This window comes from Micromonospora sp. WMMB235 (genome assembly GCF_001855515.1).
Classification (GTDB): domain Bacteria; phylum Actinomycetota; class Actinomycetes; order Mycobacteriales; family Micromonosporaceae; genus Micromonospora; species Micromonospora aurantiaca.
In genome coordinates, this window is sequence record NZ_MDRX01000001.1 from 1,615,272 (window position 1) to 1,638,819 (window position 23,548).

Annotated in this window: 20 protein-coding genes and 2 riboswitches; of the genes, 14 read left to right on the top strand and 6 right to left on the bottom strand. The window is 74.2% G+C overall.

Annotated features, from left to right (window positions below):
• Window positions 1–59: 59 nt before the first annotated feature.
• The gene (locus tag BFV98_RS07025; RefSeq protein WP_030268892.1) at window positions 60–1,697 is read left to right on the top strand and encodes an ABC-F family ATP-binding cassette domain-containing protein; all 1,638 of its coding nucleotides are present in this window, start codon (window positions 60–62) and stop codon (window positions 1,695–1,697) included.
• A gap of 9 nt (window positions 1,698–1,706) precedes the next feature.
• Here BFV98_RS07025 and BFV98_RS07030 read toward each other — a convergent pair whose 3' ends face one another.
• Both BFV98_RS07030 and BFV98_RS07035 read right to left on the bottom strand, forming a co-directional pair.
• Complete coding sequence (locus BFV98_RS07030) at window positions 1,707–2,723, bottom strand: sensor histidine kinase KdpD (RefSeq protein WP_162881604.1); 1,017 nt, start codon at window positions 2,721–2,723, stop codon at window positions 1,707–1,709.
• Between the two features lie 8 nt (window positions 2,724–2,731).
• Window positions 2,732–3,430, bottom strand: coding sequence for a response regulator transcription factor (locus BFV98_RS07035; protein ID WP_030268889.1), 699 nt, complete (start codon window positions 3,428–3,430; stop codon window positions 2,732–2,734).
• A 101-nt stretch (window positions 3,431–3,531) separates the two neighbouring features.
• Between BFV98_RS07035 and BFV98_RS07040 the strand changes: the two genes are divergently transcribed.
• From BFV98_RS07040 to BFV98_RS07050, 3 genes are all read left to right on the top strand, one after another.
• Window positions 3,532–4,098 (top strand): DM13 domain-containing protein, encoded by a 567-nt coding sequence (locus BFV98_RS07040; RefSeq protein WP_071095505.1) that lies wholly within the window; start codon window positions 3,532–3,534, stop codon window positions 4,096–4,098.
• A gap of 30 nt (window positions 4,099–4,128) precedes the next feature.
• A riboswitch (cobalamin riboswitch) is annotated at window positions 4,129–4,336 on the top strand.
• A 130-nt stretch (window positions 4,337–4,466) separates the two neighbouring features.
• Window positions 4,467–4,979 carry an acyl-CoA thioesterase gene (locus BFV98_RS07045; protein ID WP_030268885.1) on the top strand — a complete coding sequence of 171 codons (513 nt, stop codon included), beginning with the start codon at window positions 4,467–4,469 and terminating at the stop codon, window positions 4,977–4,979.
• A 3-nt stretch (window positions 4,980–4,982) separates the two neighbouring features.
• The gene (locus BFV98_RS07050) at window positions 4,983–5,606 is read left to right on the top strand and encodes a LysE family translocator (RefSeq protein ID WP_071095507.1); all 624 of its coding nucleotides are present in this window, start codon (window positions 4,983–4,985) and stop codon (window positions 5,604–5,606) included.
• A 91-nt stretch (window positions 5,607–5,697) separates the two neighbouring features.
• Here the strand turns inward: BFV98_RS07050 and BFV98_RS07055 are convergent, their stop codons facing one another.
• The gene (locus tag BFV98_RS07055; RefSeq protein WP_071095509.1) at window positions 5,698–6,543 is read right to left on the bottom strand and encodes a PrsW family glutamic-type intramembrane protease; all 846 of its coding nucleotides are present in this window, start codon (window positions 6,541–6,543) and stop codon (window positions 5,698–5,700) included.
• 120 nt (window positions 6,544–6,663) lie between these two features.
• Window positions 6,664–6,880, top strand: a riboswitch (cobalamin riboswitch).
• Between the two features lie 114 nt (window positions 6,881–6,994).
• On the opposite strand from BFV98_RS07055, the gene BFV98_RS07060 reads away from it, so the two are divergent.
• Together BFV98_RS07060 and BFV98_RS07065 are read left to right on the top strand one after the other, a co-directional pair.
• Window positions 6,995–9,391: a ribonucleoside-diphosphate reductase subunit alpha gene (locus BFV98_RS07060; RefSeq protein WP_071095511.1), complete on the top strand. Its 2,397-nt coding sequence runs from the start codon at window positions 6,995–6,997 to the stop codon at window positions 9,389–9,391.
• Window positions 9,382–10,410, top strand: a complete 1,029-nt coding sequence (locus tag BFV98_RS07065) for a ribonucleotide-diphosphate reductase subunit beta (protein WP_013285788.1) — start codon at window positions 9,382–9,384, stop codon at window positions 10,408–10,410. The genes BFV98_RS07060 and BFV98_RS07065 overlap by 10 nt, the downstream gene beginning before the upstream one ends.
• Before the next feature lie 21 nt (window positions 10,411–10,431).
• On the opposite strand, the gene BFV98_RS07070 is transcribed toward BFV98_RS07065, so the two are convergent.
• From BFV98_RS07070 to BFV98_RS07080, 3 genes are read right to left on the bottom strand one after another with little or no spacing between them, the layout of a single operon-like run.
• On the bottom strand, window positions 10,432–11,667 hold the full coding sequence (locus tag BFV98_RS07070) for an MFS transporter (RefSeq protein ID WP_071095513.1): 1,236 nt from the start codon (window positions 11,665–11,667) through the stop codon (window positions 10,432–10,434).
• A gap of 38 nt (window positions 11,668–11,705) precedes the next feature.
• Entirely contained in the window at window positions 11,706–13,145 is a 1,440-nt protein-coding gene (locus BFV98_RS07075) for a condensation domain-containing protein (protein WP_071095515.1), read from the bottom strand.
• Window positions 13,146–13,159: 14 nt separating this feature from the next.
• Window positions 13,160–14,338 (bottom strand): glycosyltransferase, encoded by a 1,179-nt coding sequence (locus BFV98_RS07080; protein WP_030268867.1) that lies wholly within the window; start codon window positions 14,336–14,338, stop codon window positions 13,160–13,162.
• Between the two features lie 105 nt (window positions 14,339–14,443).
• Between BFV98_RS07080 and BFV98_RS07085 the strand changes: the two genes are divergently transcribed.
• The 8 genes from BFV98_RS07085 to BFV98_RS07120 all read left to right on the top strand — a co-directional run bounded on the left by BFV98_RS07085 (window position 14,444) and on the right by BFV98_RS07120 (window position 23,544).
• Window positions 14,444–15,718, top strand: coding sequence for a DegT/DnrJ/EryC1/StrS aminotransferase family protein (locus tag BFV98_RS07085; RefSeq protein WP_232236609.1), 1,275 nt, complete (start codon window positions 14,444–14,446; stop codon window positions 15,716–15,718).
• A 39-nt stretch (window positions 15,719–15,757) separates the two neighbouring features.
• Window positions 15,758–16,978 (top strand): inositol-3-phosphate synthase, encoded by a 1,221-nt coding sequence (locus BFV98_RS07090; protein WP_013285783.1) that lies wholly within the window; start codon window positions 15,758–15,760, stop codon window positions 16,976–16,978.
• Window positions 16,979–17,054: 76 nt separating this feature from the next.
• Complete coding sequence (locus BFV98_RS07095) at window positions 17,055–18,299, top strand: acyl carrier protein (RefSeq protein WP_071095517.1); 1,245 nt, start codon at window positions 17,055–17,057, stop codon at window positions 18,297–18,299.
• Window positions 18,296–19,795, top strand: a complete 1,500-nt coding sequence (locus BFV98_RS07100) for a class I adenylate-forming enzyme family protein (protein WP_071095519.1) — start codon at window positions 18,296–18,298, stop codon at window positions 19,793–19,795. The genes BFV98_RS07095 and BFV98_RS07100 overlap by 4 nt, the downstream gene beginning before the upstream one ends.
• Window positions 19,788–21,035, top strand: a complete 1,248-nt coding sequence (locus BFV98_RS07105) for a decarboxylase (protein ID WP_071098782.1) — start codon at window positions 19,788–19,790, stop codon at window positions 21,033–21,035. Before BFV98_RS07100 ends, BFV98_RS07105 begins: the two co-directional genes overlap by 8 nt.
• A gap of 4 nt (window positions 21,036–21,039) precedes the next feature.
• Window positions 21,040–21,294, top strand: coding sequence for a phosphopantetheine-binding protein (locus tag BFV98_RS07110; RefSeq protein WP_013285779.1), 255 nt, complete (start codon window positions 21,040–21,042; stop codon window positions 21,292–21,294).
• The gene (locus tag BFV98_RS07115; RefSeq protein ID WP_071095522.1) at window positions 21,291–22,451 is read left to right on the top strand and encodes an acyl-CoA dehydrogenase family protein; all 1,161 of its coding nucleotides are present in this window, start codon (window positions 21,291–21,293) and stop codon (window positions 22,449–22,451) included. The genes BFV98_RS07110 and BFV98_RS07115 overlap by 4 nt, the downstream gene beginning before the upstream one ends.
• Window positions 22,444–23,544, top strand: a complete 1,101-nt coding sequence (locus tag BFV98_RS07120; protein ID WP_071095524.1) for an acyl-CoA dehydrogenase family protein — start codon at window positions 22,444–22,446, stop codon at window positions 23,542–23,544. Before BFV98_RS07115 ends, BFV98_RS07120 begins: the two co-directional genes overlap by 8 nt.
• The last annotated feature ends 4 nt before the right edge of the window (window positions 23,545–23,548 follow it).

Here is a 23,548-nt window from a genome sequence, read left to right on the forward strand (position 1 = left end):
CGTGTCCCCCGCCGGGCGGCTGAGGTCCGCCCGCCCTCATCTTCGAGGTCGTCTTCCTGATGTCCGATTCCTTCGTCGTCTGCTCGAACCTGACCTTCTCCTGGCCGGACGACACCCCGGTCTTCCAGAACCTCTCCTTCACCCTCGGCGGCGGCCGGACCGGACTGGTCGCGCCGAACGGCGCCGGCAAGAGCACGCTGCTCAAGCTGATCGCCGGCGAGTACCGCCCGGCCGCCGGGTCGGTGACCGTCGACGGCGTGCTGGGCTACCTCCCGCAGAGCCTGCCGCTGGCCGCCGACCTCACCGTGGCCGAGGTCCTGGAGATCGCACCGCTGATCGCGGCGCTGCACGCCATCGAGGCCGGCGACGCCGACGAGAGGCACTTCACCACCATCGGCGCCGACTGGGACATCGAGGAACGCACGCGCGCGCAACTCGACCGGCTCGGCCTCGGCGGCCTCGCCTTCGACAGGCACCTGGGCACGCTCAGCGGTGGGCAGGTGGTCTCCCTCGGCCTGGCGGCGCAACTGCTCAAGCAGCCCGACGTGCTGCTGCTGGACGAGCCGACGAACAACCTCGACCTGGGCGCCCGGCACCGGCTCTACGACGTGCTGGAACAGTGGCACGGCTGTCTGCTGCTGGTCAGTCACGACCGGGCTCTGCTGGACCGGATGGACCGCATCGCCGAACTCGACCGCGGTGAGATGCGCTTCCACGGCGGCGACTTCACCTCGTACGAGGCGGCCGTGCGGGCCGCGCAGGAGGTGGCGGAGAAGAACGTCCGCAGCGCCGAACAGGACCTCAAGCGGGAGAAGCGGGAGTTGCAGGAGGCCCGCGAACGGGCGGCCCGGCGAGCCGGCAACGCCGCCCGGAACCTGAAGAACGCGGGTCTGGCGAGGATCGTCGCCGGCGGCTTGAAGCGGGACGCGCAGGTGGCAGCGGGCAAGGCGAACGAGATGCACTCCGGGCGGGTCGACGACGCCCGGGCACGGCTCGACGAGGCCGAGCGGGCGCTGCGCAACGAGAAGACGATCACGGTGGAGCTGCCCGCCACCACCGTCCCGGCCGGACGCACACTGCTGACCGCCGAACGGGTCCGGGTCCGGCACGGTGAGCGGTCGCTGTTCGCCGCCGACGGTGTCGACCTGACGATCCGCGGTCCGGAGCGGATCGCCCTGCTCGGCGACAACGGCGCGGGCAAGTCGACGCTGCTGCGCCTGATCGACGGCGATCTGGAGCCGGAGAGCGGCCGGATCACCCGCGCGGACGGCCGGATCGCGTACCTGTCGCAGCGGCTGGACCTGCTGGACCTGGACCGTACCGTGGCGGAGAACCTGGCCGCGTTCGCGCCGCAGGCCCCTGATGCGCAGCGGATGAACCTGCTCGCCCGCTTCCTGTTCCGCGGCCCGCGCGCGCATCTTCCGGTCGGGGTGCTCTCCGGCGGGGAGCGGCTGCGCGCCACGCTCGCGTGCGTGCTGGGCGCCGAACCGGCCCCGCAGCTCCTGCTGCTCGACGAGCCGACGAACAACCTCGACCTGGTCAGCGTCGGGCAGTTGGAGAGCGCGCTGCACGCCTACCGGGGCGCGCTGCTGGTGGTCAGCCACGACGAGCGGTTCCTCGCCGCGATCGACGTGGGCCGCTGGCTGCGCCTGGCGGACGGACGCCTGGTGGAGACCGGTCCCCCGGACGCCGGCTGACCGGCCCGGTCAGACCGCCGGCAGGCGGACCACGAACCGGCACCCGCCGGTCACGTTGTGCGCGTGCACCCGCCCGCCGTGCGCCTCGACCAGTCCGCGCACGATCGCCAGACCCAGCCCGCCGCCGGCCGGTGCCGCCTCGTCGGCGCCGGCCGGTGCGGGAGTACGGGCCCGGGTGCCCCGGAACGCCACGTCGAACACCCGGGGCAGGTCCGCCTCCGGAATGCCGCCGCAGGTGTCGGAGACGGCGAGCCACGCGTCGGCGTCGTCCCGCCCGGCGTCGATGCGGACAGTGCCGTCCGGTGGCGTGTACCGCACCGAGTTGACCAGCAGGTTCGTCACGACGCGGGCGAGTTCGGCCTCGGCGGCCCGGACGGTCGGCCAGCCGGTCTCCGGGGCGAGCACCCGGACCCGCCGGTCGGCGGCCAGCGGCGCGGTGGCGGCGATCGCGTCGGAGACCACGTCGCCGAGCGGCACCGGGGACAGCGCGGGCCGCAACGCTCCGGCGGTGATCCGGGACAGCTCGAACAGATCGTCGACCAGGCGCGTCATCCGGTCCGTCTCGACCCGGATCCGGCGGTGGTACTCGGCCACCGCCGCCGGCTCGTCGACCACCCGGTCCTCCAGCGCCTCCGCCATCGCCCGCAGCCCGGCCAGCGGCGTACGCAGGTCGTGGGAGACCCACGCGACCAGCTCGCGGCGGCCCGCCTCCAGCTGCCGTTCCCGCTGCCGGGCCTGGTCGGCCCAGACCGCCGCCTGGGCGAGGCGGCGGGCGAACGCCACCCCGACGGCCAGGCTGAGCGCCGCGGACGCGGCGACCGTGACGAGGACGACCTGGAGGTCGTGCGCGGACAGGAACATGGCCTGGGCAACGGCCGTGACGCCGGCCGTCACCGAGGCGATGGTGACCGCGAGCAGCACCGCGATGTGCGCGAGGATCGACCGGTGGCGCACCAGCCGCAGCGCGCCGACGCCGAGCGCGCCGACCGCAGCGCCTGCGAGCAGGGCGTAGAGCCCGATGACCATCAGCTCGTTCACCGGGACGCCTCCGACGGCTCGTACCGGTAACCGACGCCCCACACGGTGACGATGCGGCGCGGCTGCGCCGGGTGGTCCTCGATCTTCTCCCGCAGCCGCCGGACGTGGACGGTGACTGTGGACTGGTCGCCGAACCGCCAGCCCCACACGCGGTCCAGCAGCTCGGCCCGCGACCAGGCGCGTCCCGGGTTCGCGAGCAGGAACGCGAGCAGGTCGAACTCCCGTACGGTCAGCGACAGCGGCTGCCCGCCGCGCTCGGCGACGCGCCGGTCGGTGTCCGCGGTGAGGTCGCCGTCGCGCAGCACCCCTGTCGGTCCCCGGTCCTGCGGGGCCGCGCGCCGCAGCACCGACCGGATGCGCAGCACGAGTTCACGGGGCGAGAACGGCTTGGTTACGTAGTCGTCCGCGCCGACCTCCAGCCCGGCGACCCGGTCGGCCTCGTCCCCGAGCGCGGTGAGCATGACGACGGGCAGGCCGGGCAGCCGGCGACGCAGCCGCCGGCACACCTCGATGCCGTCGAGACCCGGCATCATCAGGTCGAGGACCACCAGGTCGGGTGGCTCCTCCTCGGCCGCGGCGAGCGCGTCCGGCCCGTCGAAGGACAACCGGACCCGGCAGCCGTCCTGTTCGAGGTAGCGCCGGACGACGTCGCTCACCGTCCGGTCGTCGTCGACGACGAGCACGTAGCGCCCCATGGGCCAGACGCTACCCATCGGCGTCCCGGTGCGGCGGCCCGCGGTCGACCCGTAAGCGGACGGAAAGATCTTTCCGCCGGCTACGCGCCTACCTTCGGAGCATGGGCAGAAGACGTGTGGTGTCGTCGGTGCTGGCCGTCGTGGCCGTCACCGGTCTCGGGGTGAGCCTGTACCTGTTCCAGCCGTGGCGGCTGGTGACCGACCGCGAGGTACGCGAGACGCTGCCCACTGTGGCGGAGCCCTCACCGGCGCCGGCCGGCACGACCAGCCCGTCACCGACCGGCGCGGCCCCCGCCGACGTGGTGCTCGCCGCCGGTGACTTCGTCACCCACGAGCACGACACGTCCGGCCGGGCGCAGCTCGTCCGTCTCGCCGACGGCCGCCGTCAGCTGCTCCTGCGCGGACTGGACACCTCCGACGGACCCGATCTGCGGGTGTGGCTCACCGACCGGAAGGTGCTGCCCGGCCGGGCCGGCTGGCAGGTGTTCGACGACGGCCGCTGGGTCGAGCTGGGCCGACTCAAGGGCAACATCGGCGACCAGGCGTACGACATCCCGGCGTCGGTGGACCTGGACGGTCTGCGCAGCGTGTCGATCTGGTGCAAGCGGTTCGCGGTGTCGTTCGGCGCGGCGCCGCTTGCCGCTGTGACGGGATCGGCGCCGGCCTGACGCCTGTGCCGCCGGCCTCGGACGCTGGTCTACGCTGCGGGAAGCGCTGGTTCACCCGGTCGGCGACGGCCGGGTGTCGTAAGAGGGAACCCGGTGGGAATCCGGGACTGCCCCGCAGCGGTGAGTGGGAACGACAGCCGTCAACAGCACTGGGCCACGGCCTGGGAAGCGACGGCCAGTAGGCGACCTCGTGTCACGCCCGCGAGTCCGAAGACCTGCCCGCGTCGCGCGTACCACCGGTGCGCGCCGCCGTCGACCTCGCGGGTGGGTCGGGCGGGTGACACGTCGTGCGCAGGGCCGTCGGCGTGTCCTCGACGTGCACACCCCGGCCGGTCGGCGGTCCGCTTCTGCGAGGACGGAACCGCACAGTGCCCGACACCATCACGCTCACCGGCCGACCACCGTCGGCCTCGCACCTGACCCTGTCGCAGATCATGGACCAGCACCACACCAACCTGATGGGCACGGTCCACGGCGGGCGGATCCTCAACCTGATCGACTCGGTCGCCGGTGTGGTCGCCGCCCGCCACTCCGACGGCCCGGCCGTCACCGCCGCCATCGACGAGACCGCGTTCCTGCGGGCGGTACGCGTCGGGGACGTGGTCCACGTGGACGCCCGGATCACCTGGGCCGGCCGCAGCTCGATGGAGGTGGCGGTGAAGGTCAGCGCGGACCGGTGGGACCGCGCGGTGCCGCCGGTGGACGTGGCGACCGCGCACCTGGTGATGGTAGCGGTGGACGACGACGGGCAGCCCCGGCCGGTGCCGCCGCTGCACGCCGAGACCGACGGCGACCGGCGGCGCTACCGGGAGGCGCAGATCCGGCGCGAACACCGGCTGGCGCTGCGCCGGGCGCTGCTCGACGGCGCCGGGGAGGGCTGACCGGTGCTCGGACTGTCGGCGGCCACGCTCGCGGGTTACCTCGCCGCCATCGTGGTGCTCATGCTCACCCCGGGGCCGGACATGATGTTCGTGCTCGCCAACGCCACCCGGTACGGCCCACGGGCGGGCGCGGTGGCCGCGCTCGGGGTCGCCGCCGGGGAGGCGGTGCACGTCGCCGCCGTGGTGGCCGGGCTCGCCACGCTGATCGCCGCGTCCCCGGTGCTGTTCACCGCGATCCGGTGGGCCGGTGCGGCGTACCTCATCGTGCTGGGCCTGCGGGCGCTGCGCGGCACGGGCCGGCCCGGCGCACCGGCGGACCGGCCGGACGGCGGCGCCGGGCGGGCGTTCCGGCGCGGGCTGCTGACGAACCTGCTCAACCCGAAGATGATCCTGTTCAGTGTGGCGTTCCTGCCGCAGTTCGTCCGGCCCGAGGCGGGCCCGGTGGCGGCGCAGCTGGTGCTGCTCGGGGCGCTGTTCGTCGCGGTGCAGCTAGCCGTGGACCTGGCGCTCGGGGTGGGTGCCGGGCGGTTCGCCAGCCGGTGGGGCGACAGCCGCTGGTCACGGCGCGTCGACCGGCTCTGCGCTGTCGCCTTCGTCGCGCTCGGCGTCCGGCTGGCCGCCGGCTGAGACGCACCGGGGCGCGGTGCGGGCGTCGGCTGGTCGGGGGTCGGCAATGCCCCGGCCGGTTGATCGACTCCATCACGCCGAGGTGGCGGCATCAGAAGCGCTCCGACCCCGCCACCTCGGCGAACTGGCGATGACCATGAGGCCGGTCCCGGTTCGGCTCCGCCGGCGTCCCGGACGCGGGCGGCCGCTCGCGGTCCAGGTGCAGGCGCAGCAGCACCCAGCCCAGCGACACGGCGCCGATGAACACGTACGCGGGCTGGGTGCCGAACGTGTCCCAGCAGGTGTGCAGCGTGACGGCGGCGGCGAAGGTGAGCAGGAACGCCGCCAGCTTCCGGCCGCCGGGCGCGGCGGCGAACGTGAACAGCGCGGCGGCGGTCAGCCCGGTCCAGGCCAGGTGCGCGGCGGGCGCGGTGAGACCGCGTACCAGCAGCGTCCGCTCGACCGCGCCGAGGTTGCCCTCCGACCCGACGAACGCGGCGAACGCGTAGCCCATGGTCTCCAGCGCGGCGAACCCGGCGCCGGAGGCCACGCCGATCACCAGGCCCTGCGCCGGGGACGGGTGCCGCCGCCACAGCAGCAGGATGCCGGCCGGCACGATCAGTTTGGCGGTCTCCTCGGCCAGGCCGACGAGCGCCATCGGCAGGACGCCGAGGCGGTGCAGGGTGCCGTACTCCAGCCAGCCGGCGGCGACCACGCCGACCACGCCGCCGAGGAGCGCGGCGACGCCGACGACGGAGCCGGGGACCGGGCGGCGGGCCGGCCGTCCCTGGGCGAAGGCCAGGAACGTGGCGGGCGCGACGCACGCGCCGAGCACGATCAGCGCCGGGACGAACGTGACGGTCCCGGTGCCGGCGAGTGTCTCCAGCACCAGCAGGTGAAGCCCGACGCCGACGAGCAGGACCGCCACCCACGCCCAGCGGCGTCCGGTATTCCCCATACCGCCGAGTATCGCGCCCGCCGGGTCGCGCCGGAATCGGGGGTAGGCACTGTGGACAGTGAGATCATTCCGACACGCCGACACGACATCTGGTGTTGCACGCAAGCCCTCACCGCCATATATGGTGGTGCCGCAGCTGGTTCGGCCGAACCCTCCGGGGCGGGGCCGAGGCAAGAGGGAACCCGGTGGGAATCCGGGACTGCCCCGCAGCGGTGAGTGGGAACGACAGCCGTCAACAGCACTGGGCCACCGGCCTGGGAAGCGACGGCCGGTAGGCGACCGGCGACCCCGGTCGGGCCCGCGAGTCCGAAGACCTGCCAGCGCGCCGTACGCCTCCGCGTACGGCGGCCGGAGGTCGCGCGGGACGACCGACGCCAGCAGCCGGGCCGGCCGTGCGCCGCGCCCGTTGGCGTCTCCCGCCGTCTCCAGACGGTGACAGCGAGGAGAGGTCATGACTGTCGTGCAGGAGAGTCCCCCGTCCGGAACCGGCGGGTCCGAGACCCGCCGGCCGGCGATGCGGGTACGCAAGCGGGACGGCGACACCGAGCCGGTGGACGTCGGCAAGATCGTCCGGGCGGTCGAGCGCTGGGTCGCCGACCTGGACGAGGTGGACCCGCTGCGGGTGGCCACGAAGACGATAAGCGGGCTCTACGACGGGGCGACCACCGCCGAGCTGGACCGGTTGTCGATCCAGACCGCGGCGGAGCTGATCGGCGAGGAGCCGCAGTACTCGAAGCTGGCGGCGCGGTTGCTCGCCGCGTACGTGGACAAGGAGGTCCGCGGACAGGGCGTGGCGAGCTTCAGCCAGTCGATCGCCTACGCGCACGGGCTGGGACTGATCGGCGACGAGACGGCCGCGTTCGTGGCCCGGCACGCCCGCAAGCTCGACGACGCCGTGGACCCGGACGGCGACCTGCGGTTCGAGTACTTCGGACTGCGTACGGTCGCCGACCGCTACCTGCTGCGGCACCCGCAGTCGCGGCTGGTGGTGGAGACGCCGCAGTACTGGCTGCTGCGGGTGGCCTGCGGGCTGTCCCGCACCCCGGGCGAGGCGGTCGGCTTCTACCGGCTGATGTCCAGCCTGGCGTACCTGCCCAGCTCCCCCACGCTGTTCAACTCCGGCACCCGGCACACCCAGATGTCGTCGTGCTTCCTGGTCGACTCGCCGCGCGACGAGCTGGACTCGATCTACGAGCGGTACCACCAGGTGGCGAAGCTGTCGAAGTTCTCCGGCGGCATCGGCATCTCCTGGTCGCGGGTACGCGGCCGGGGCGCGCTGATCCGGGGCACCAACGGGCGCTCCAACGGCATCGTGCCGTTCCTCAAGACGCTCGACGCCGGGGTGGCCGCGGTCAACCAGGGCGGCCGGCGCAAGGGCGCGGCCTGCGTCTACCTGGAGCCGTGGCACCCGGACGTGGAGGAGTTCCTGGAGCTGCGGGACAACACCGGCGAGGAGTCCCGGCGTACGCACAACCTCAACCTGGCCAACTGGATCCCGGACGAGTTCATGCGCCGGGTCGAGGCCGACGGCGAGTGGTCGCTGGTCGACCCGTCCGACGCCCCGGAACTGCCCGACCTGTACGGCGAGGCGTTCGACGCCGCGTACCGGGCGGCGGAGAAGAACGCGGTCCGCACGGTCCGGGCCCGGGACCTGTACGGGCGGATGATGCGCACGCTCGCGCAGACCGGCAACGGCTGGATGACGTTCAAGGACGCCGCGAACCGGCTGTCCAACCAGACCGGCGAGCCGGGCAACGTGATCCACCTGTCCAACCTGTGCACCGAGATCCTGGAGGTCAACGACGACGCCGAGACGGCGGTGTGCAACCTCAGCTCGGTGAACCTCGGCGCCCACGTCACCGCCGACGGCGTGGACTGGGAGCGGCTGCGCGCCACGGTCCGCACCGCCGTGGTGTTCCTCGACCGGGTGATCGACATCAACTACTACCCGGCCGAGCAGGCGGCGGCGTCGAACCCGCGCTGGCGGCCGGTCGGGCTCGGGCTGATGGGGTTGCAGGACGCGTTCTTCACGCTGCGCCTGCCGTTCGACTCGGCGCAGGCCAAGGAGCTGTCCACTCGCGTGCAGGAGGAGATCCTGCTGACCGCGCTGGAGACCTCCGCCGGGCTGGCCGAGCGGTTCGGGCCGCATCCGGCGTACCCGCAGACCCGGGCCGCGAAGGGTGACCTGCACCCGGACCTGTGGGGCGCGGAGCTGGCGCAGGCCGGACGGTGGGCGGCGCTGCGCGAGCGGATCGCCGCCCACGGGCTGCGCAACTCGCTGCTGGTGGCGATCGCGCCGACCGCCACCATCGCCTCCATCGCCGGCTGCTACGAGTGCGTGGAGCCGCAGGTGTCCAACCTGTTCAAGCGCGAGACCATGTCCGGGGAGTTCCTCCAGGTCAACACGTACCTGGTGCGGGAGCTGAAGGCGCGCGGGCTGTGGACGCCGCAGGTCCGCGACCGGATCAAGCGGGCCGAGGGCTCGGTGCAGGACATCACCGAGCTGCCCGCGCCGGTGCGGGAGCTGTTCCGCACCGCCTGGGAGCTGCCGCAGCGGGCGCTGATCGACCTGGCCGCCGCGCGGGCGCCCTTCGTCGACCAGTCCCAGTCGCTGAACCTGTTCCTGAGCGCGCCGACCATCGGCAAGCTGTCCTCGATGTACCTGTACGCCTGGAAGGCCGGGCTGAAGACCACCTACTACCTGCGTTCCCGTCCCGCCACCCGCATCCAGCAGGCCACCGTCGCGCCGGTGCTCGCCCCGGTCTCCGGCGTGGTCTCCGCCGTGAGCGACGACGAGGCGCTGGCCTGTTCCCTGGAGAACCCCGAGAGCTGCGAGGCATGCCAGTGACCACCACCGCACCGACCCGGCACATGCTGCTCGACCCCGGCATGGACCTGACCCTGCGGCCGATGCGCTACCCGCGCTTCTTCGACCGGTTCAAGGACGCGATCAAGAACACCTGGACGGTCGAGGAGGTGGACCTGCACTCGGACCTCGCCGACCTGGCGAAGCTGTCCCCGGCCGAGCGGCACCTGGTGTCGCGGCTGGTGGCGTTCTTCGCCACCGGCGACACCATCGTCGCCAACAACCTGGTGCTCAACCTCTACCAGCACGTCAACTCCCCGGAGGGCCGGCTCTACCTGTCCCGGCAGCTGTTCGAGGAGGCGGTGCACGTCCAGTTCTACCTGAACCTGCTCGACACGTACGTGCCGGACGAGAAGGAACGGTTCGCCGCGTTCGACGCGGTGGAGAACATCCCGTCGATCGCCCGCAAGGCCGAGTTCTGCTTCCGGTGGATCGACTCGATCTTCGAGCTGCGCGAGCTGCGGACCCGCGCGGACCGGCGGGCGTTCCTGCTCAACCTGATCTGCTTCGCCGCGTGCATCGAGGGCCTGTTCTTCTACGGCGCCTTCGCCTACGTCTACTTCCTGCGCTCCCGGGGCCTGCTCAACGGGCTGGCCTCCGGCACCAACTGGGTGTTCCGGGACGAGTCGATGCACATGGCGTTCGCCTTCGACGTGGTGGAGACCGTACGCGCCGAGGAGCCGGACCTGTTCGACGACGAGATGGAGCGGCAGGTGAAGGAGATGCTGGCCGAGGCGGTGGAGTGCGAGGTGAGCTTCGCCGAGGACCTGCTGGGGCAGGGCGTGCCCGGGATGTCACTGGCCGACATGCGCGAGTACCTCCAGCATGTGGCCGACCGGCGCCTCGCAGTGCTCGGCATCGCCCCCATGTACGGCAGCGGCAACCCGTTCGCGTTCATGGAGTTGCAGGACGTGCAGGAGCTGTCCAACTTCTTCGAGCGCCGGGTGTCGGCGTACCAGGTCGGGGTGACCGGCTCGGTCACCTTCGACGACGACTTCTGACCGCCGCCCCCGCCCCGGCCGTCACGGCCGGGGCGGGACCGGGCTCTCGCCGGGCAACGCCGTCGCCCGGACCCGCCCGATCAGCGCCACCACGGCGATCGCCATCACGGCCACCACCACGAACGCGCTGCGCAGGTCCAGGGCGCCGGCGAGCAGGCCGATCACCGGCGCCGCGAGCAACGCGCCCGGCCACTGGCCCATCGCCACCACCGAGACGCCCTCACCCGAGGTGAGGCCGGGCTGCTCGCCGGCGAAGCCGAGCACCGTCGGGGTCACGCACGCCAGGCCGAAGCCGAGCAGTCCGAAGCCGGCCATCACCGCGGCCGGATGGGGGTACGCCACCGGCAGCGCCACGCCGGCGGTGGCGACGAGCGCGGACAGCCGGACGAAGCGGATCCGTCCGAACCGGCCGGCCAGCCGGTCGCCGAACAGCCGGGCGACGGTGGCGGCCAGCGACAGGCAGGTGTACGTGGCCGCGGCGAGCACCGCGGCAGCGCCCGCGACCTCGGTCGCGTACAGCGCGCTCCACTGTGCGCCGGCCATCTCGATGAACGAGGCGAGGAAAGCGATCACCGCAAGCAGCAGCAGCTGCGGGGTGAACCGGTCACGCAGCCGCCGCCGGTCCTCGCCGTCCTTCGTCTCCTGCCGGGGCGTATCAGGCAGCCAGCGGTGCGTACCGACCAGCAGCGCTCCCAGCAGGACGCTGGTGACAGCCATCTGCGCCGACGGGGACATCCCGATCGCCGCGGCGCCGGTGCCGCACAGGCCACCGGCCAGCATGCCGATGCTGAAGCCGGCGTGGAAGGTGGACAGGATGGGCCGCCCGTAGCGCTTCTGCACCTCGACCGACTGGGCGTTCATCGGCGTGGCCAGCAGGTTCGCCGCGAAGCCCCAGACCGCCAGCCCGCCGACAAGCGCCACCACTGTGGTGGACGCGGCCAGCAGCGGCGCGTTGACCAGGATCAGCGCCGCCCCGGCCAGCGCCAGCCGGCGGGTGTTGATCCGGCTGATCAGCACCGCCACCACGACCAGGGAGACCAGCTCCCCGGCGTTCGTGGCGATGTTGGCCAGGCCCCAGCCGGTGTTGCCGACGCCTACCGCGTCCCGCACCTCCGGCACGCGGGCCGACCACCCGCCGATGGCCAGGCCCATGATGACGAAGAGCAGCGCCACCGACCAGCGGGCCCGTGCGGCCGAGCGTGGCACCGGCGGCGCGGGCTGCTCCGTCGTGTGCTGGTTCGTCGAGGTGTCCGTCATGGTCGTCGTACCTCTCTCCGATCGGTCCGTCGGAACTCCTACCCGATCGCGTGGTCGAGGAAGCACGCACCGTCAGGAAGGTGTACCTCCGCCGGGGTGGTCCCGGGGTCGGTGACGAGCGCCGAGACCACCGCGACGTAGTCGTCGATGAGCCCGCGGACGAGGTCGTCGCCGAAGACACCCCGGTTGCGGATCACCACGCCGCCGGCCCGGTCGTCGTCCACCACGACGATCGGTGAGCCCCGCTTGACCCAGACGGGCAGGCATTCGGGCGGCACGTCGGCGGCGACCACCGGCGGCGGTGTGCCGGGCGCGGGCCGGGCGGTGATGTCGACCGGCTCCACCCGCAGCCCCGGGCAGTGCAGCACCGGCGACGCCGACGCGGCGGACTGGAACCAGGCGTCGAACAGGTGGTTGTCCGGCCAGGGGCGGATCGCCGCGAAGTCGGGGCGGACCGCCCGGGCCAGCCGGTGGAACGCGGTGGCGTGCGCGACGGCCTCGGCCAGCGAGGCGTGCGCGGCGTCTACCACCGCGCTCATCGGCGCGTCCGCCGCGACCGCGACGGGCAGGTAGACGTTGTTGGTGAACTGGCCGACGAGTTGCCGCGACAGCGGGCTCTCCCGGCCCAGCGTGGTGGTGCCCAGCACCACCCGGGGCCGGCCGGCCCGCCGCGACAGCAGCACCAGGTAGGCGGCGAGCAGCAGCACGTACGGGCTGGTGCGGGCCCGCCGGGCGGCCGGGCGCAGCCGCGCGGTGACCTCGGGCGGGAACGCGAAGCGGGTGGCCACCTCCGCGCTGAGCGCGACGTCCGGCGCCGGTGGCGACGCCGGGAACAGCTGGTACGGCTCCACCGGCCGCAGCCGGTCCCGCCAGTACGCGGCCCGGGCGGCGGCGTCGACGCCGTTCCCGGCCTGCTCCGCCTCCTGGAGCGCGGCGAGCGCGGTGTGGTCCACGCCCAGCGGCGGCTGCGGATCGGCCGCGCCGAGCCGGGCCGCGTACGCGTGGCACAGGTCCTCCACCACGACGCGGCACGACCAGCCGTCGGAGACCATGTGGAAGAAGCAGAGCGCGAGCACGTGCTCGGTCTCGGAGAGCCGGACCAGGGCGGCCCGCCACAGCGGCGCCCGGCCGGGGTCGAACTCGTCGTTGCGGTGCGCGTACGCGATCCGCTCGACGCGGACCTGCTGCTCGGCCGGCGGCAGGCCGGACAGATCGACGTGCTCCAGCGGCGACTCGACGTGCGGCAGGATCCGCACCTCGGGCTCCACGCCGATGCGGTCGAACCGCATCCGCAGCGCGTCGTGCCGGTCCACCACGTCCTGCATCGCCTGCCGCAGCACGTCGACCCGCAGGCTGCCCCGCAGCCGGCGGAACTCCACCACCACGAGCCGGGCGGCACCGGGACGGGCCGGGTCGAGCGCGGTCATGAACTCCCACATCATCTGCTGGCCGGGGGCCAGCGGAAACGTCGTCGGCACTGCGACTCCCCCCGTCAGGCCGCCACCGGCGGCGCGGCCACCGGCGGGACCGGTCGCCGGTCCACCTCGTCCGGCCGGCGGTCCGTCCCGTCCGGCTGGCAGTCCGTCCCGTCCGGCTGGTAGTCGGCCTCGTCCGGCGCGCGGAAGCCGGTGAAGAGCAGGTCGGGGCGGCCGAGCCGGAGCGAGGTGACGAACGCGGCCCCGTCGAACAGCGTCTCGATCGCCGCGCAGGCCATCGACTCGGCCACCGCGCGCGGTCCCCGGTCACCGCCGAGCCGGCCGGGTGTCTTCGCGGCGATCACGGCGGCCGCGACGGCCGGTACCGCGAGCAGACTGCGCCCCCCGCTGCGCCGGGCGGTGAGCAGCCCGGCCAGGGCGGTCACCGCGAGCGTGCTGGCGGTGTTGAGCACGAACCGGCGCCGGTGCGGGTGGGCGAGGCAGAGCCACTGCTCGGAGCGCCCGTAGGTGGTGAACCGGTAGGCGACCGCGCGGAACGTGTCGGCGACGCCGGTGTCGTGGGTGATCACCCCGCCCGGGTCGGTGAGCAGCGCGTAGCCGGCGTCGGTGAGCAGCAGCCCGAGGTGCAGGTCCTCCCCGCCCAGCGGCATCGGGGAGTCCTCCGGGAATCCGCCGACCGCCTCGAAGACGGAGCGCTTCAGGGCCATGTTCGCCCCGGCGCCCCAGGACACGCGCTCGTAGTGCAGCGGCCGGGTCAGGTCGCCGAGCAGCAGGTACGAGCGGCGCATCACGCGGAAGAACGCGCTGTCGCCGGGCTCGACGACCACCGGGCCGGTGACGCCGGCGACCTCCTCGCCGGAGGCGCGCAGCCGGGCCGCGTACCGGGTGATCAGATCGGCCGGCACCCGGCAGTCGGAGTCGGTGAACAGCAGCAGGTCGTAGCGGGCGTGCCGGACGCCCAGGTTCCGTTTGGCCCCGACGTGCCGGGGGCCGCGCACGTAGCGGGCGCCGTACTCGGCGCAGGCGGCGCGGTGCGCGGCGGCCGCGGCCGGCGCCGAGTCGTCGACGACCACCACCTCCACCGGCTCCGGGCAGTTCGGGGCGGCGTCGCGCAGGCTGCGGAGCTGGCGGCGCATCTCCGCCACCCGGTCCTTGACCGGGATGACGACGGAGACGCCACGCGCGACGGCGCGAGGTTCGGTCGGTTCGCCCACGGGCGATGCGGATCGGCTCATACCCCGAGGTTCGACCACCGGGATACAACACCGATACACGGCTCCGGCCGTCCCGGCTATCGCGTGTGTACCGCTGATGTATCGATGAGCATCAAGGTCGAAGACATGACGACCTCCATCCCTCTCGACCGGCGGCTCGCCGTGGACGGTGGCCGGCCGGTCCGCCCGCCCGACCGTCCATGGCCACGCTGGCCGATCCCCGCGCCGGACGCCGCCGGCAACCTCTCCGCGGTGCTGACCGGCGGCCGGTGGGCGATCAGCAGCCCGTCGGTCGGCGACGCCGTCCTGTTCGAGCGCCGCTTCGCGGCCGACTTCGCCCGCTACGTCGGCACCCGCCACTGCGTACCCGTCGACCACGGGTCGAGCGCCCTGGTGGTGGCCATGGAGTCACTCGGCCTCGGCTACGGCGAGACGGTGCTCGTACCGGCGCTGACCTGGACCGCCTCCGCAACCGCCGCGCTGCGCGCCGGCCTGGTCCCGGTGCTCGTCGACGTCGACCGTGACACCGGCTGCGTCGGGCCGGACGACCTCGACCTGTCGGTGGACCCGCGTGCCGTGGTCGCCGTGCACTGGGCCTCCAACATGGCCGACGTGCCGGCGCTCGACGCGGTCACGAGGCCGCGCGGCATCTCCGTCGTGGAGGACTGCGCGCAGGCCCACGGCGCCACCTGGCAGGGCCGTCAAGCCGGCTCGCTCGGCCGGATCGGCTGCTTCAGCTTCCAGCACGGCAAGGTACTCACCTGCGGTGAGGGCGGGGCCGTGGTCACCGACGACGACACGCTCGCGCCGGTGCTCCAGGAGCTGCGGGCCGACTCGCGCCGCTACCGCGGCGACCGGACGCCCCCGGGGGAACTGGACCTGGAGGAGAGCGCCGGTGTGCAGGGGGCCAACTTCTGCCTGGACGAGTTCTCCGCCGCAGTGGCCTGCGCGCAACTGACCACCCTGGACGAGCAGCACGAGGTACGCAACCACAACTACCGGCTGCTCGGCGAGCTGCTGGACGGCGTGGACGGCGTACGGCTGCTGCGACCCGCGGCGGGGCAGACGCGCATCTCGATCTACGAGGGCACGATCGTCTTCGACCAGTTCCCGGCCGGCATGGACAACGCCGCCGTGGCCGCCGCGCTCACCGCCGAGCTGAGCCGGCGGTTCTACTGCACCGACGAGCCGCTGCACCGCAGCCGGCTGCTCCAGCCGTGGACGAAGCCGCTGCTCGCGCCGCTGGCCGAACGCTTCGCGGCGATCCACCGGGAGCGCACGTACCCCAACACCGAGTGGCTCGCCGCCCACACCGTCCAGACACACCACAGCACCTTCCTCGGCGCCGAACAGGACATGGAGGACATCGCCGCCGCCGTCACCAAGGTGCTCACCCGCTGAACCGCGCCGTCCCGGCGCACCCAGAGAAGGAGTCTTCCCGTGACCGTCACCCAACGCGAGACCTCGCACGCCCCGACCCCGTCCCCCGACACGGACGCGCCCGTCGGCGTGTGGCTCAACGGCGCCCGCGGTTCGGTCGCCACCACCGCGATCACCGGTCTGCTGGCGCTGCGCGCCGGCATGGCCGACTCGACCGGCTGCGTCACCGACACCGGCATGCTGCGCGACGCGCCGCTGGCGAGCTGGAACGACCTGGTGGTCGGCGGGCACGACATCGTCGACACGCCGCTGGAGAAGAAGGCCGAGTCGCTCGTCGACTCCGGGGTCATCCCGGCGCCGGTGCTGGCCGCCGTGCGCGGCAGCCTGCCCGAGGTCGAGCAGAACCTGCGCACCGGTTACGACGCGCGTACCGAGACCGCACCGCTGGCCGAGGTGGTCGACCGGCTGGCCGGCGACATCGAGGAGTTCCGCAGCCGTTACGGGCTGTCCCGGGTCGTCGTCATCAACGTGTCCTCGACCGAGCCGCCGGCCGACCACCGGCCCGAGTACGACGACCTGGACGCGCTGACCCGCGCCATGGCCGACCCGGACGACAAGGCGCTGCCGGCCAGCTCGGTGGTCGCGTACGCGGCGTTCCAGGCCGGTTGCGGCTTCGTCGACTTCACCCCGTCCACCGGCGCCCGGCTGCCCGCGCTGGAGATGATGGCGCAGCGGGAGCGCGTGCCGTTCGCCGGCTCCGACGGCAAGACCGGGGAGACGCTGCTGCGTACCGCCCTGGCGCCGATGTTCACCAGCCGCGCCCTGCACGTGCTCTCCTGGGCCGGCGTGAACCTGCTCGGCGGCGGTGACGGCGCGACGCTGGAGGACCCGCGCAACGCGCGCAGCAAGCTCAGCTCGAAGTCGGGCGTGCTGCCCGCGCTGCTCGGTGAGGACGTCACGGCCCCGCTGCACATCGACAACGTGCCGGACCTGGGCGACCACAAGACCGCCTGGGACCACGTCTCGTTCGAGGGGTTCCTGGGCGTCCGGATGTCCATGCAGCTGACCTGGAGCGGGGTGGACTCCACGCTGGCCGCCCCGCTCGTGCTCGATCTGGCCCGGCTGACCGCCGCGGCGCACCGGGCCGGCCACGTCGGCCCGATCGAGGAGCTGGGGTTCTTCTTCAAGGACCCGATCGGCACCGACGAGCACGCGCTGGCCGAGCAGGCGCAGGCGCTCGCCTCCTGGGCCAACGGTCTGGACGGCCGCGCCGGCAGCTGACCTTCGTACCGGCCGCCGGCGCGGCACCCTCCGCGCCGGCGGCCCCGCCCCACGTACCCGCATCGAGGAGTCCCCCATGTCCCACCACGTCCCGAACGCGCCGGACCGGCCGACCACGGATCCGGTGTGGACGCCGATCCTGACCGGCCTGCACGCGACCGCGCTGGACTGTCTCCAGACGAGCTTCGCCCTGCTGGCCGACCATGCGAACGGGTCCGGCAGCCACCTCGCCCTCGGCGCCCGGTACGGGTTCCGCACCCGGGACCAGGACGGCCTGGTCACAGTCGAGGCGACCTCGGACGACCGGGCCGCCGAGGCGGTCGACCTGCTGGGCCTGCGGGTCGAGGGCCGGTGGATGCAGCTCGACGGCCCGCAGGTGCGGCGGCTGTGCGCGCCCGGCCAGCCGCTCTACGTCACCGCCGACGCGTACGACCTGCCCTGGTGCCCCTACCACGAACACGAACACATGCGGCACAGCTTCCTCGTCACGGCCGCCGCGCCGGACGAGGTCACAGTGGTCGACGCGTACCACAACGACACCGCCTGGGGCCCCGCGCGTCCCGGCGTGTGGCGGCTGCCCGCCGCCGCGTTCGACACGGCGCTGGCCGGCGGCGCGCACACCCTGGCGGTGACGGCGCACCCGGCCCCGGAGATCGACGTGCCCGCCATGCTCGCCGGCAACGCCGCCCGGGCCGGCCGGGCCCGCCCGGAGATCGACAACTACCTGACCCGCACCGGCGCCGCCCTGGACACCGTGGCCGGGCTGCACCGCTTCGTCCTCGACGTCTGGCTGCTGGCCCGCGCCCGCGACCTGCACGAACGCTGGCTCGCCGCGGTCGCGCCGGAGGCCGCCGCCGCGCTGGCCGGGCAGGCCGCGCGCTGGCAGCAACTCGCCACGCGCAGCTACGTGGCGCTGCGGCGGGCCCAGGCGGGCCGGCCGGCCGCGCCGGAACTGGCGGACGCGCTCGGCGAGCTGATCGCCGACCACCTGGCCGCGCTGGAGTCGATCGCCGGGCCGCCCGGCACGACCGGCGACGCCGCCGCGCCGCCCGCGCCGGAGCGGGCCGGTGACGACGGGGTACGGGCGGCGGTGCTCGGCGCGCTCGGCGACACCCTGGACCTGGACGGCTCGGCCCTGCGCACCACCGACGTGCTCCGGGAACTGCCCGGCTTCGACTCGTTCCGGCTGGTCGACGTCATCGACCGGGTCGAACGCCGGCTCGGCGTCGAGGTGCCGGCCACCGCGCTGTCAGCGGCCGACCTGCGCGACGTCGGCTCCCTGTGCGCCATGTTCGGCGCCGCCACCGGAGGTACCCGATGAGTACCGAACTGCTGCACGACCTGCTGGACCGCACCGCCGGCGCGCGCCCCGACGCGCCCGCCGTCGGGGACGGGACCGTCGAGTTCACGTACCGTCAGGTCCGGGCCGACAGCCTGCACCTGGCCGGCTGGCTGCGCGGGCAGGGCGTCCGGCGCGGCGACCGGGTCCTGGTGGCGCTGCCCGCCGACGCGACCCTGCCGGCGCTGCTGTACGCGGTCGCCCGGGCCGGCGCGGTCTTCGTCGTCCTCCGGACGCCGGCCCCCGAGGTCGCCCTCGCCCACGTGCTCGACGACGCCGAGCCGGGCCTGGTCCTCACCGACGACCCGGTCCTGACCGGCCTGTCTCGCGCCCGCGGCGTCCCGGTGCGCGGCGCGGCCGAGGCGCGCCGCGCCGCGTCCGGCGTGGCCATCGGCGGCGCGCCCGCCGGTCCGGCCCCGCTCGCTGTCGACCCGGTCTGCCTGATCTACACCTCCGGCAGCACCGGCATGCCGAAGGCCGTGGTGTCCACGCACGCCCAGGTCACGTTCGCGGTCCGGGCGATCCAGTCGGAGCTGCGCTACCGGCCCGACGACGTGGTGCACGTCCTGCTGCCGCCGTCGTTCGACTACGGCCTCTACCAGATCTTCCTCAGCACCGTGGCCGGCGCCCGGCTGCGCCTCGGTGATCCCGGGGACACCGGTGGCCGCCTGCTGGCGACCCTCGTCGAGTCCGGCGCCACGGTGCTGCCCTGCGTACCGTCGCTCGCGATCAACCTGCTGCGGCTGCTCGGCCGGGCCGGCGCGCCGCGCCCGCCGCTGCGCCTGCTCACCAACACCGGCGCGGCCATGCCGCCGGAGGTGCTGGCCGGCCTGCGCCGGCTGCTGCCCGGCCTGAGCGTCCAGCTGATGTTCGGCCTCACCGAGTGCAAACGCGCGGCGATCATGCCGCCGGACGCCGACCTGCGCCGGCCCGGCGCCTGCGGGCGGGCGCTACCAGGCACCGAGATCTTCACAGTCGACGCCGAGGGGCGGCGTCAGCCACCGGGCGTCCGCGGCGAGCTGGTGGTACGCGGCCCGCACGTGATGGCCGGCTACTGGCGGCGGCCCGAACTGACAGCGCAACGCTTCCGCCGCGCCCACGGGCTGTTCCCGCAGCTGCACACCGGCGACCACGGTCACGTGGACGCCGACGGGTACGTCCACTTCGCCGGCCGGCGCGACGACGTCTACAAGGAGAAGGGCACCCGGGTCAGCGCCACCGAGGTGGAGGCCGCCGCGTACCGGGTCGACGGCGTGGACGCGGCCGGGGTGCTGCCGCCGGCCGACGGCTGCGACGGCGCGACGCTGTTCGTGGTGGCCGAGCTGACCTCCGCCGACGTGCTGCGCCGGCTGCGGGAACAGCTGGAGGAGATGAAGGTGCCGGCGCGCTGCGTCGTGCTGCCCGACCTGCCGCTGACCGGCAACGGCAAGGTGGACCGGCGGGCGCTGGCCCGGCTGGCGGGTGAGCACCGTGGCTGACCTGCCCTTCGACACCCCCGCGTACCGCTACGACCTGGCCCGGGTACGTGCCAGCCACGCCACCCTGGTCGCCGCGCTGCCCGCGCCCAGCCGGCTGTTCTACTCGCTCAAGGCCAACCCGCACCCGGCGCTGGTCGCGGCGCTGCACACCGCCGGCTGCGACGCCGAGATCTGCTCCCCGGGCGAACTCGCCGCGGCGCTGCGGGCCGGCGTTCCGGGCGACCGGATGCTCTACACCGGACCCGGCAAGCGCGACGCCGAGGTGGCCGGGGCGGTACGCGCCGGGGTCCGCTGGTTCTCCGTCGACTCGCCGGCCGGCCTCGACCAGGCCGACCGGATCGCCGCCGCGCACGGCGTCGAACTGCGCTGCCTGCTGCGCGTGAACGACCGGGTGCCCAACCCGGGCCAGGGGCTGACCATGACCGGCGTCGCGTCGCAGTTCGGCGCCGACGTCGACTGGATCGAACAGGAACCGCAGCGGTTCCGCTCCCGCCCGTCGGCCCCGGTACGCGGATTCCACCTCTACACCGGCAGCAACGTCGACTCGGTGGACGCGCTGGTGGCCCAGTTCACCGCGGCGGCGCGTACCGCCCGGCGGCTGCGGGACCTGCTCGGCATCGACCTCACCCTGCTCGACCTCGGCGGCGGCTTCGGCGCGCCGTTCGCCCGGCCCGGCCACAACGCGGACCTGACCGGCCTCGCCGACCGGGTCGCCGCGGCGCTGGACGACCTCTTCCCCGCCTGGCGCGACGGCACCCCCGAGGTGGCCTTCGAGTCGGGGCGGTTCCTCACCGCCACCGCCGGCACGCTGCTGACCCGCGTGCTGGACGTCAAGCGGTCGCAGGGCACGCCGGTGGTGGTGCTGGAGTCAGGCATCAACCACCTCGGCGGGATGTCCGGCCTGCGCCGGCTGCCGCCGCTCGTACCCGCCCTGCACAGCGCCGACGGCCGCGACGGCGCGCCGCTGGAGGCCGCGATCGTCGCCGGGCCGCTGTGCACACCGCTGGACACCTGGGCCCGCGCCGCGAACCTGCCCGACGTACGGCCGGGCGACGTGCTCGCCGTGCCGAACGTCGGGGCGTACGGGCTCTCGGCGAGCCTGCTGGCCTTCCTCGGCCACCCCGCGCCGGTCGAGGTCGTCTGCGACGGCGACCGCGTCGTCGAGACGTCCCGGCTGACCCTGACGCGGCACCCGGTCGACACGCCGGGCGCCACTGCCGAACCCCGAGAAGAAAGGTGACGTCATGAACGCCGAATTCACCGAGTTGCTCCGCCCGTTCCTCAAGTTCGCCGGGCCGGACGAGATCACCGAGGACGCCCGCCTGCGCGACCTCGGCCTGGACTCCATGCGCGAGATCGAGCTGCTGTTCGCCATCGAGGACACGTTCGGGGTCGCCGTGCCCGACGACAAGCTCGTCGACTCCACCTTCGCCACCGCCGGTGGACTGTGGAGCGTGGTCGAGGAGCTGCGCACCCCGGTCGGCGGTGGTTCCCGATGACCGCGGCCGCCGGGTACGCCCCGGCCGTCGAGACCGTCGCCGACATCGCGGCGGAGCACGCCCGCCAGTCCGACGAGAACGCCGCCTTCCCCACCGAGGCGCTGACCGCCATGCGCCGTACCGGGCTGCTGGGGCTGCTGGTCCCGGCCGCCGAGGGCGGCGCCGGCGGCACACTGCCGGACCTGGTCGACGTCACACTGGCGCTGGGCCGGGTGGACATGTCGGTGGCGATGGTCTTCGCCATGCACTGCCAGCAGGTCGCGGCGATCACCGCGTACGGCGGGGAGAAGCTGCGTGCCGAGGTGCTGCCGGCGGTGGCCCGGGGCGAGCGGTATCTCGGCTCGGTCACCACCGAGGCCGGCAAGGGCGGCCACCTGCTGACCTCCGAGTCGGCGCTGGAGCACGACGGCGAGATGCTGCGGATCGACCGTCAGGCCCCGATCGTGACAGGCGGCCCGTACGCGGACGCCTTCCTCATCACCACCCGCGCGCCGGGCGCCGGCTCGGCCGCCCAGGTGGACCTGGTCTACGCCGACCGGGACCAGGTGGAGATCGAGGTGACCGGCGGGTGGCGCCCGCTGGGCATGCGGGCCACGCACAGCGTCCCGATGCGGCTGCGCGGCGCGGTGCCGCAGTGGCAGGTCATCGGCGAGCACGGCGGGTTCCGGGAGATCGCCACCCGGGTCTTCGCGCCGCTGGCGCACGTGGGCTGGTCGGCGGCCTGGATCGGGGCGGCGGCCGGGGCGTACGGCCGGGTGCTGCGGCACGCCCGCAGCGAGGCGGGACGGCGGCAGTTCGCCCCCTCCTCCGAGCTGGTGCTGCTGCGGCTGGCCGACATCCGCGCCCGGCTGGACGCGGCGCACGCGCTGCTGCGGCACACCGTCTCGGTGGTCACCGACGCGCCGGACATGTCGGCGGCGCCGGTGCAACTGCTGCTCAACACGTTGAAGATCCGGGCGGCCGAGGAGTCCTTCGCCGCCGCCGACGAACTGGTCGAGCTGACGGGCCTGCGCCACGGCTACCTGACCGACTCGCCGCTGACGCTGGAGCGCACCTTCCGGGATCTGCGCTCGGCCTCGCTGAACTACGCCAACGACCGGCTGCGCCTGGCCAACGGGGCGCTGTCGCTGCGCGACCCGGGGGTGCGTCTTGCCTGAGCCGACGCCCGCCGGGGACGACGCCGCCGCGGTGCGGGCGGCCCTGTCCGGGGTGGACCCCACCGACTCCGGCGCCGTGTGGCGCGCGCTGGGCGTCGCCGGGATCATCGAGGCGCTCTACCCGGACGGCGTCCAGCCGGACCCCCTGCGGCTGTCGGCGTTGCTCACCGAGCTGGACGCCCGGTGCCCGCTCGGCGTGACGCTGTCGGTCTGCGTCCAGGTCGCCACAGTGCTGCCGCTGCTGGCCGGCGCGACCGGCCCGGCGGAGGCCGCGCGACGCGGGATGCTGCGCGGCGAGACGGTGGTGGCGCTGGCCGTCACCGACGCCGCCGGGTCGGGCTCGGACCTGCTCGACGCCACGACCCGGGTGAAGCCCGGCGACGACGGCGCCGTCCTGGACGGCGGCAAGGACTGGATCACCAACGCGACGAGCTGCGATGCGGCGCTGGTGCTGGCCCGGCACCGCGAGGCGCGGCACTTCACCAGCTTCTGCTGGGTGCTGGTGCCCGCCGCCGCGCCCGGCGTGACTGCCGAGTCCGCCGGCCGGGCGTTCGCCGGGTCCGGCGTGGGCCACCTGCGCTTCGCCGGCGTCGCGCTCGACCCGGAAGCCGTGCTGGGCCGCCCCGGCCGGGCGCTGGCCGGGTTCGCCCGGCAGGTCGGCGTCGAGCGGGTCGCCGGAGCGCTGTGGGCCCGGGCGATGTGCCACCGGATGCTGGCCGGCCTGCACGACTGGCTGCGGCGGCGGCCGGCCGGGACGGGCACGCTGTGGGACCGCCCGGCGGTCCGCGAGCGGTACGCCCGGTGCCTGGTCGCCACGCACCAGCTCGACGCGCTGTGCGCGCCGCTGCTGGACGCGCCGGCGGCCGTCCCGTCCGCGGTCACCGGGATGCTGCTCAAGGTCAGCGCCGCCGAGACCGTGGACCGGGTCGCCGCCGAGGCGGTGCGCCTGCGCGGCGCGGACGCGTTCCGCGACGGCGGGGAGGCGCAGCTGCGCACCGAGGCGGCCATGTTCGGCATCGCCGGTGGCGCCACCGGCGCGATGCTGGCTGGCATCGCCGACCACGCCGACGAGCTGGTGGGCGCGGTGACCTGAGCGC

Coding starts and splice junctions, on each gene's coding strand:
- BFV98_RS07040 (WP_071095505.1), top strand. CDS start 3,532: ATGGGCAGAAGACGTGTGGTGTCGTCGGTGCTGGCCGTCGTGGCCGTC.
- BFV98_RS07070 (WP_071095513.1), bottom strand. CDS start 11,667: ATGACGGACACCTCGACGAACCAGCACACGACGGAGCAGCCCGCGCCG.
- BFV98_RS07065 (WP_013285788.1), top strand. CDS start 9,382: ATGCCAGTGACCACCACCGCACCGACCCGGCACATGCTGCTCGACCCC.
- BFV98_RS07035 (WP_030268889.1), bottom strand. CDS start 3,430: ATGGGGCGCTACGTGCTCGTCGTCGACGACGACCGGACGGTGAGCGAC.
- BFV98_RS07055 (WP_071095509.1), bottom strand. CDS start 6,543: ATGGGGAATACCGGACGCCGCTGGGCGTGGGTGGCGGTCCTGCTCGTC.
- BFV98_RS07115 (WP_071095522.1), top strand. CDS start 21,291: ATGACCGCGGCCGCCGGGTACGCCCCGGCCGTCGAGACCGTCGCCGAC.
- BFV98_RS07080 (WP_030268867.1), bottom strand. CDS start 14,338: ATGAGCCGATCCGCATCGCCCGTGGGCGAACCGACCGAACCTCGCGCC.
- BFV98_RS07095 (WP_071095517.1), top strand. CDS start 17,055: ATGTCCCACCACGTCCCGAACGCGCCGGACCGGCCGACCACGGATCCG.
- BFV98_RS07025 (WP_030268892.1), top strand. CDS start 60: ATGTCCGATTCCTTCGTCGTCTGCTCGAACCTGACCTTCTCCTGGCCG.
- BFV98_RS07030 (WP_162881604.1), bottom strand. CDS start 2,723: ATGGTCATCGGGCTCTACGCCCTGCTCGCAGGCGCTGCGGTCGGCGCG.
- BFV98_RS07060 (WP_071095511.1), top strand. CDS start 6,995: ATGACTGTCGTGCAGGAGAGTCCCCCGTCCGGAACCGGCGGGTCCGAG.
- BFV98_RS07085 (WP_232236609.1), top strand. CDS start 14,444: ATGACGACCTCCATCCCTCTCGACCGGCGGCTCGCCGTGGACGGTGGC.
- BFV98_RS07100 (WP_071095519.1), top strand. CDS start 18,296: ATGAGTACCGAACTGCTGCACGACCTGCTGGACCGCACCGCCGGCGCG.
- BFV98_RS07110 (WP_013285779.1), top strand. CDS start 21,040: ATGAACGCCGAATTCACCGAGTTGCTCCGCCCGTTCCTCAAGTTCGCC.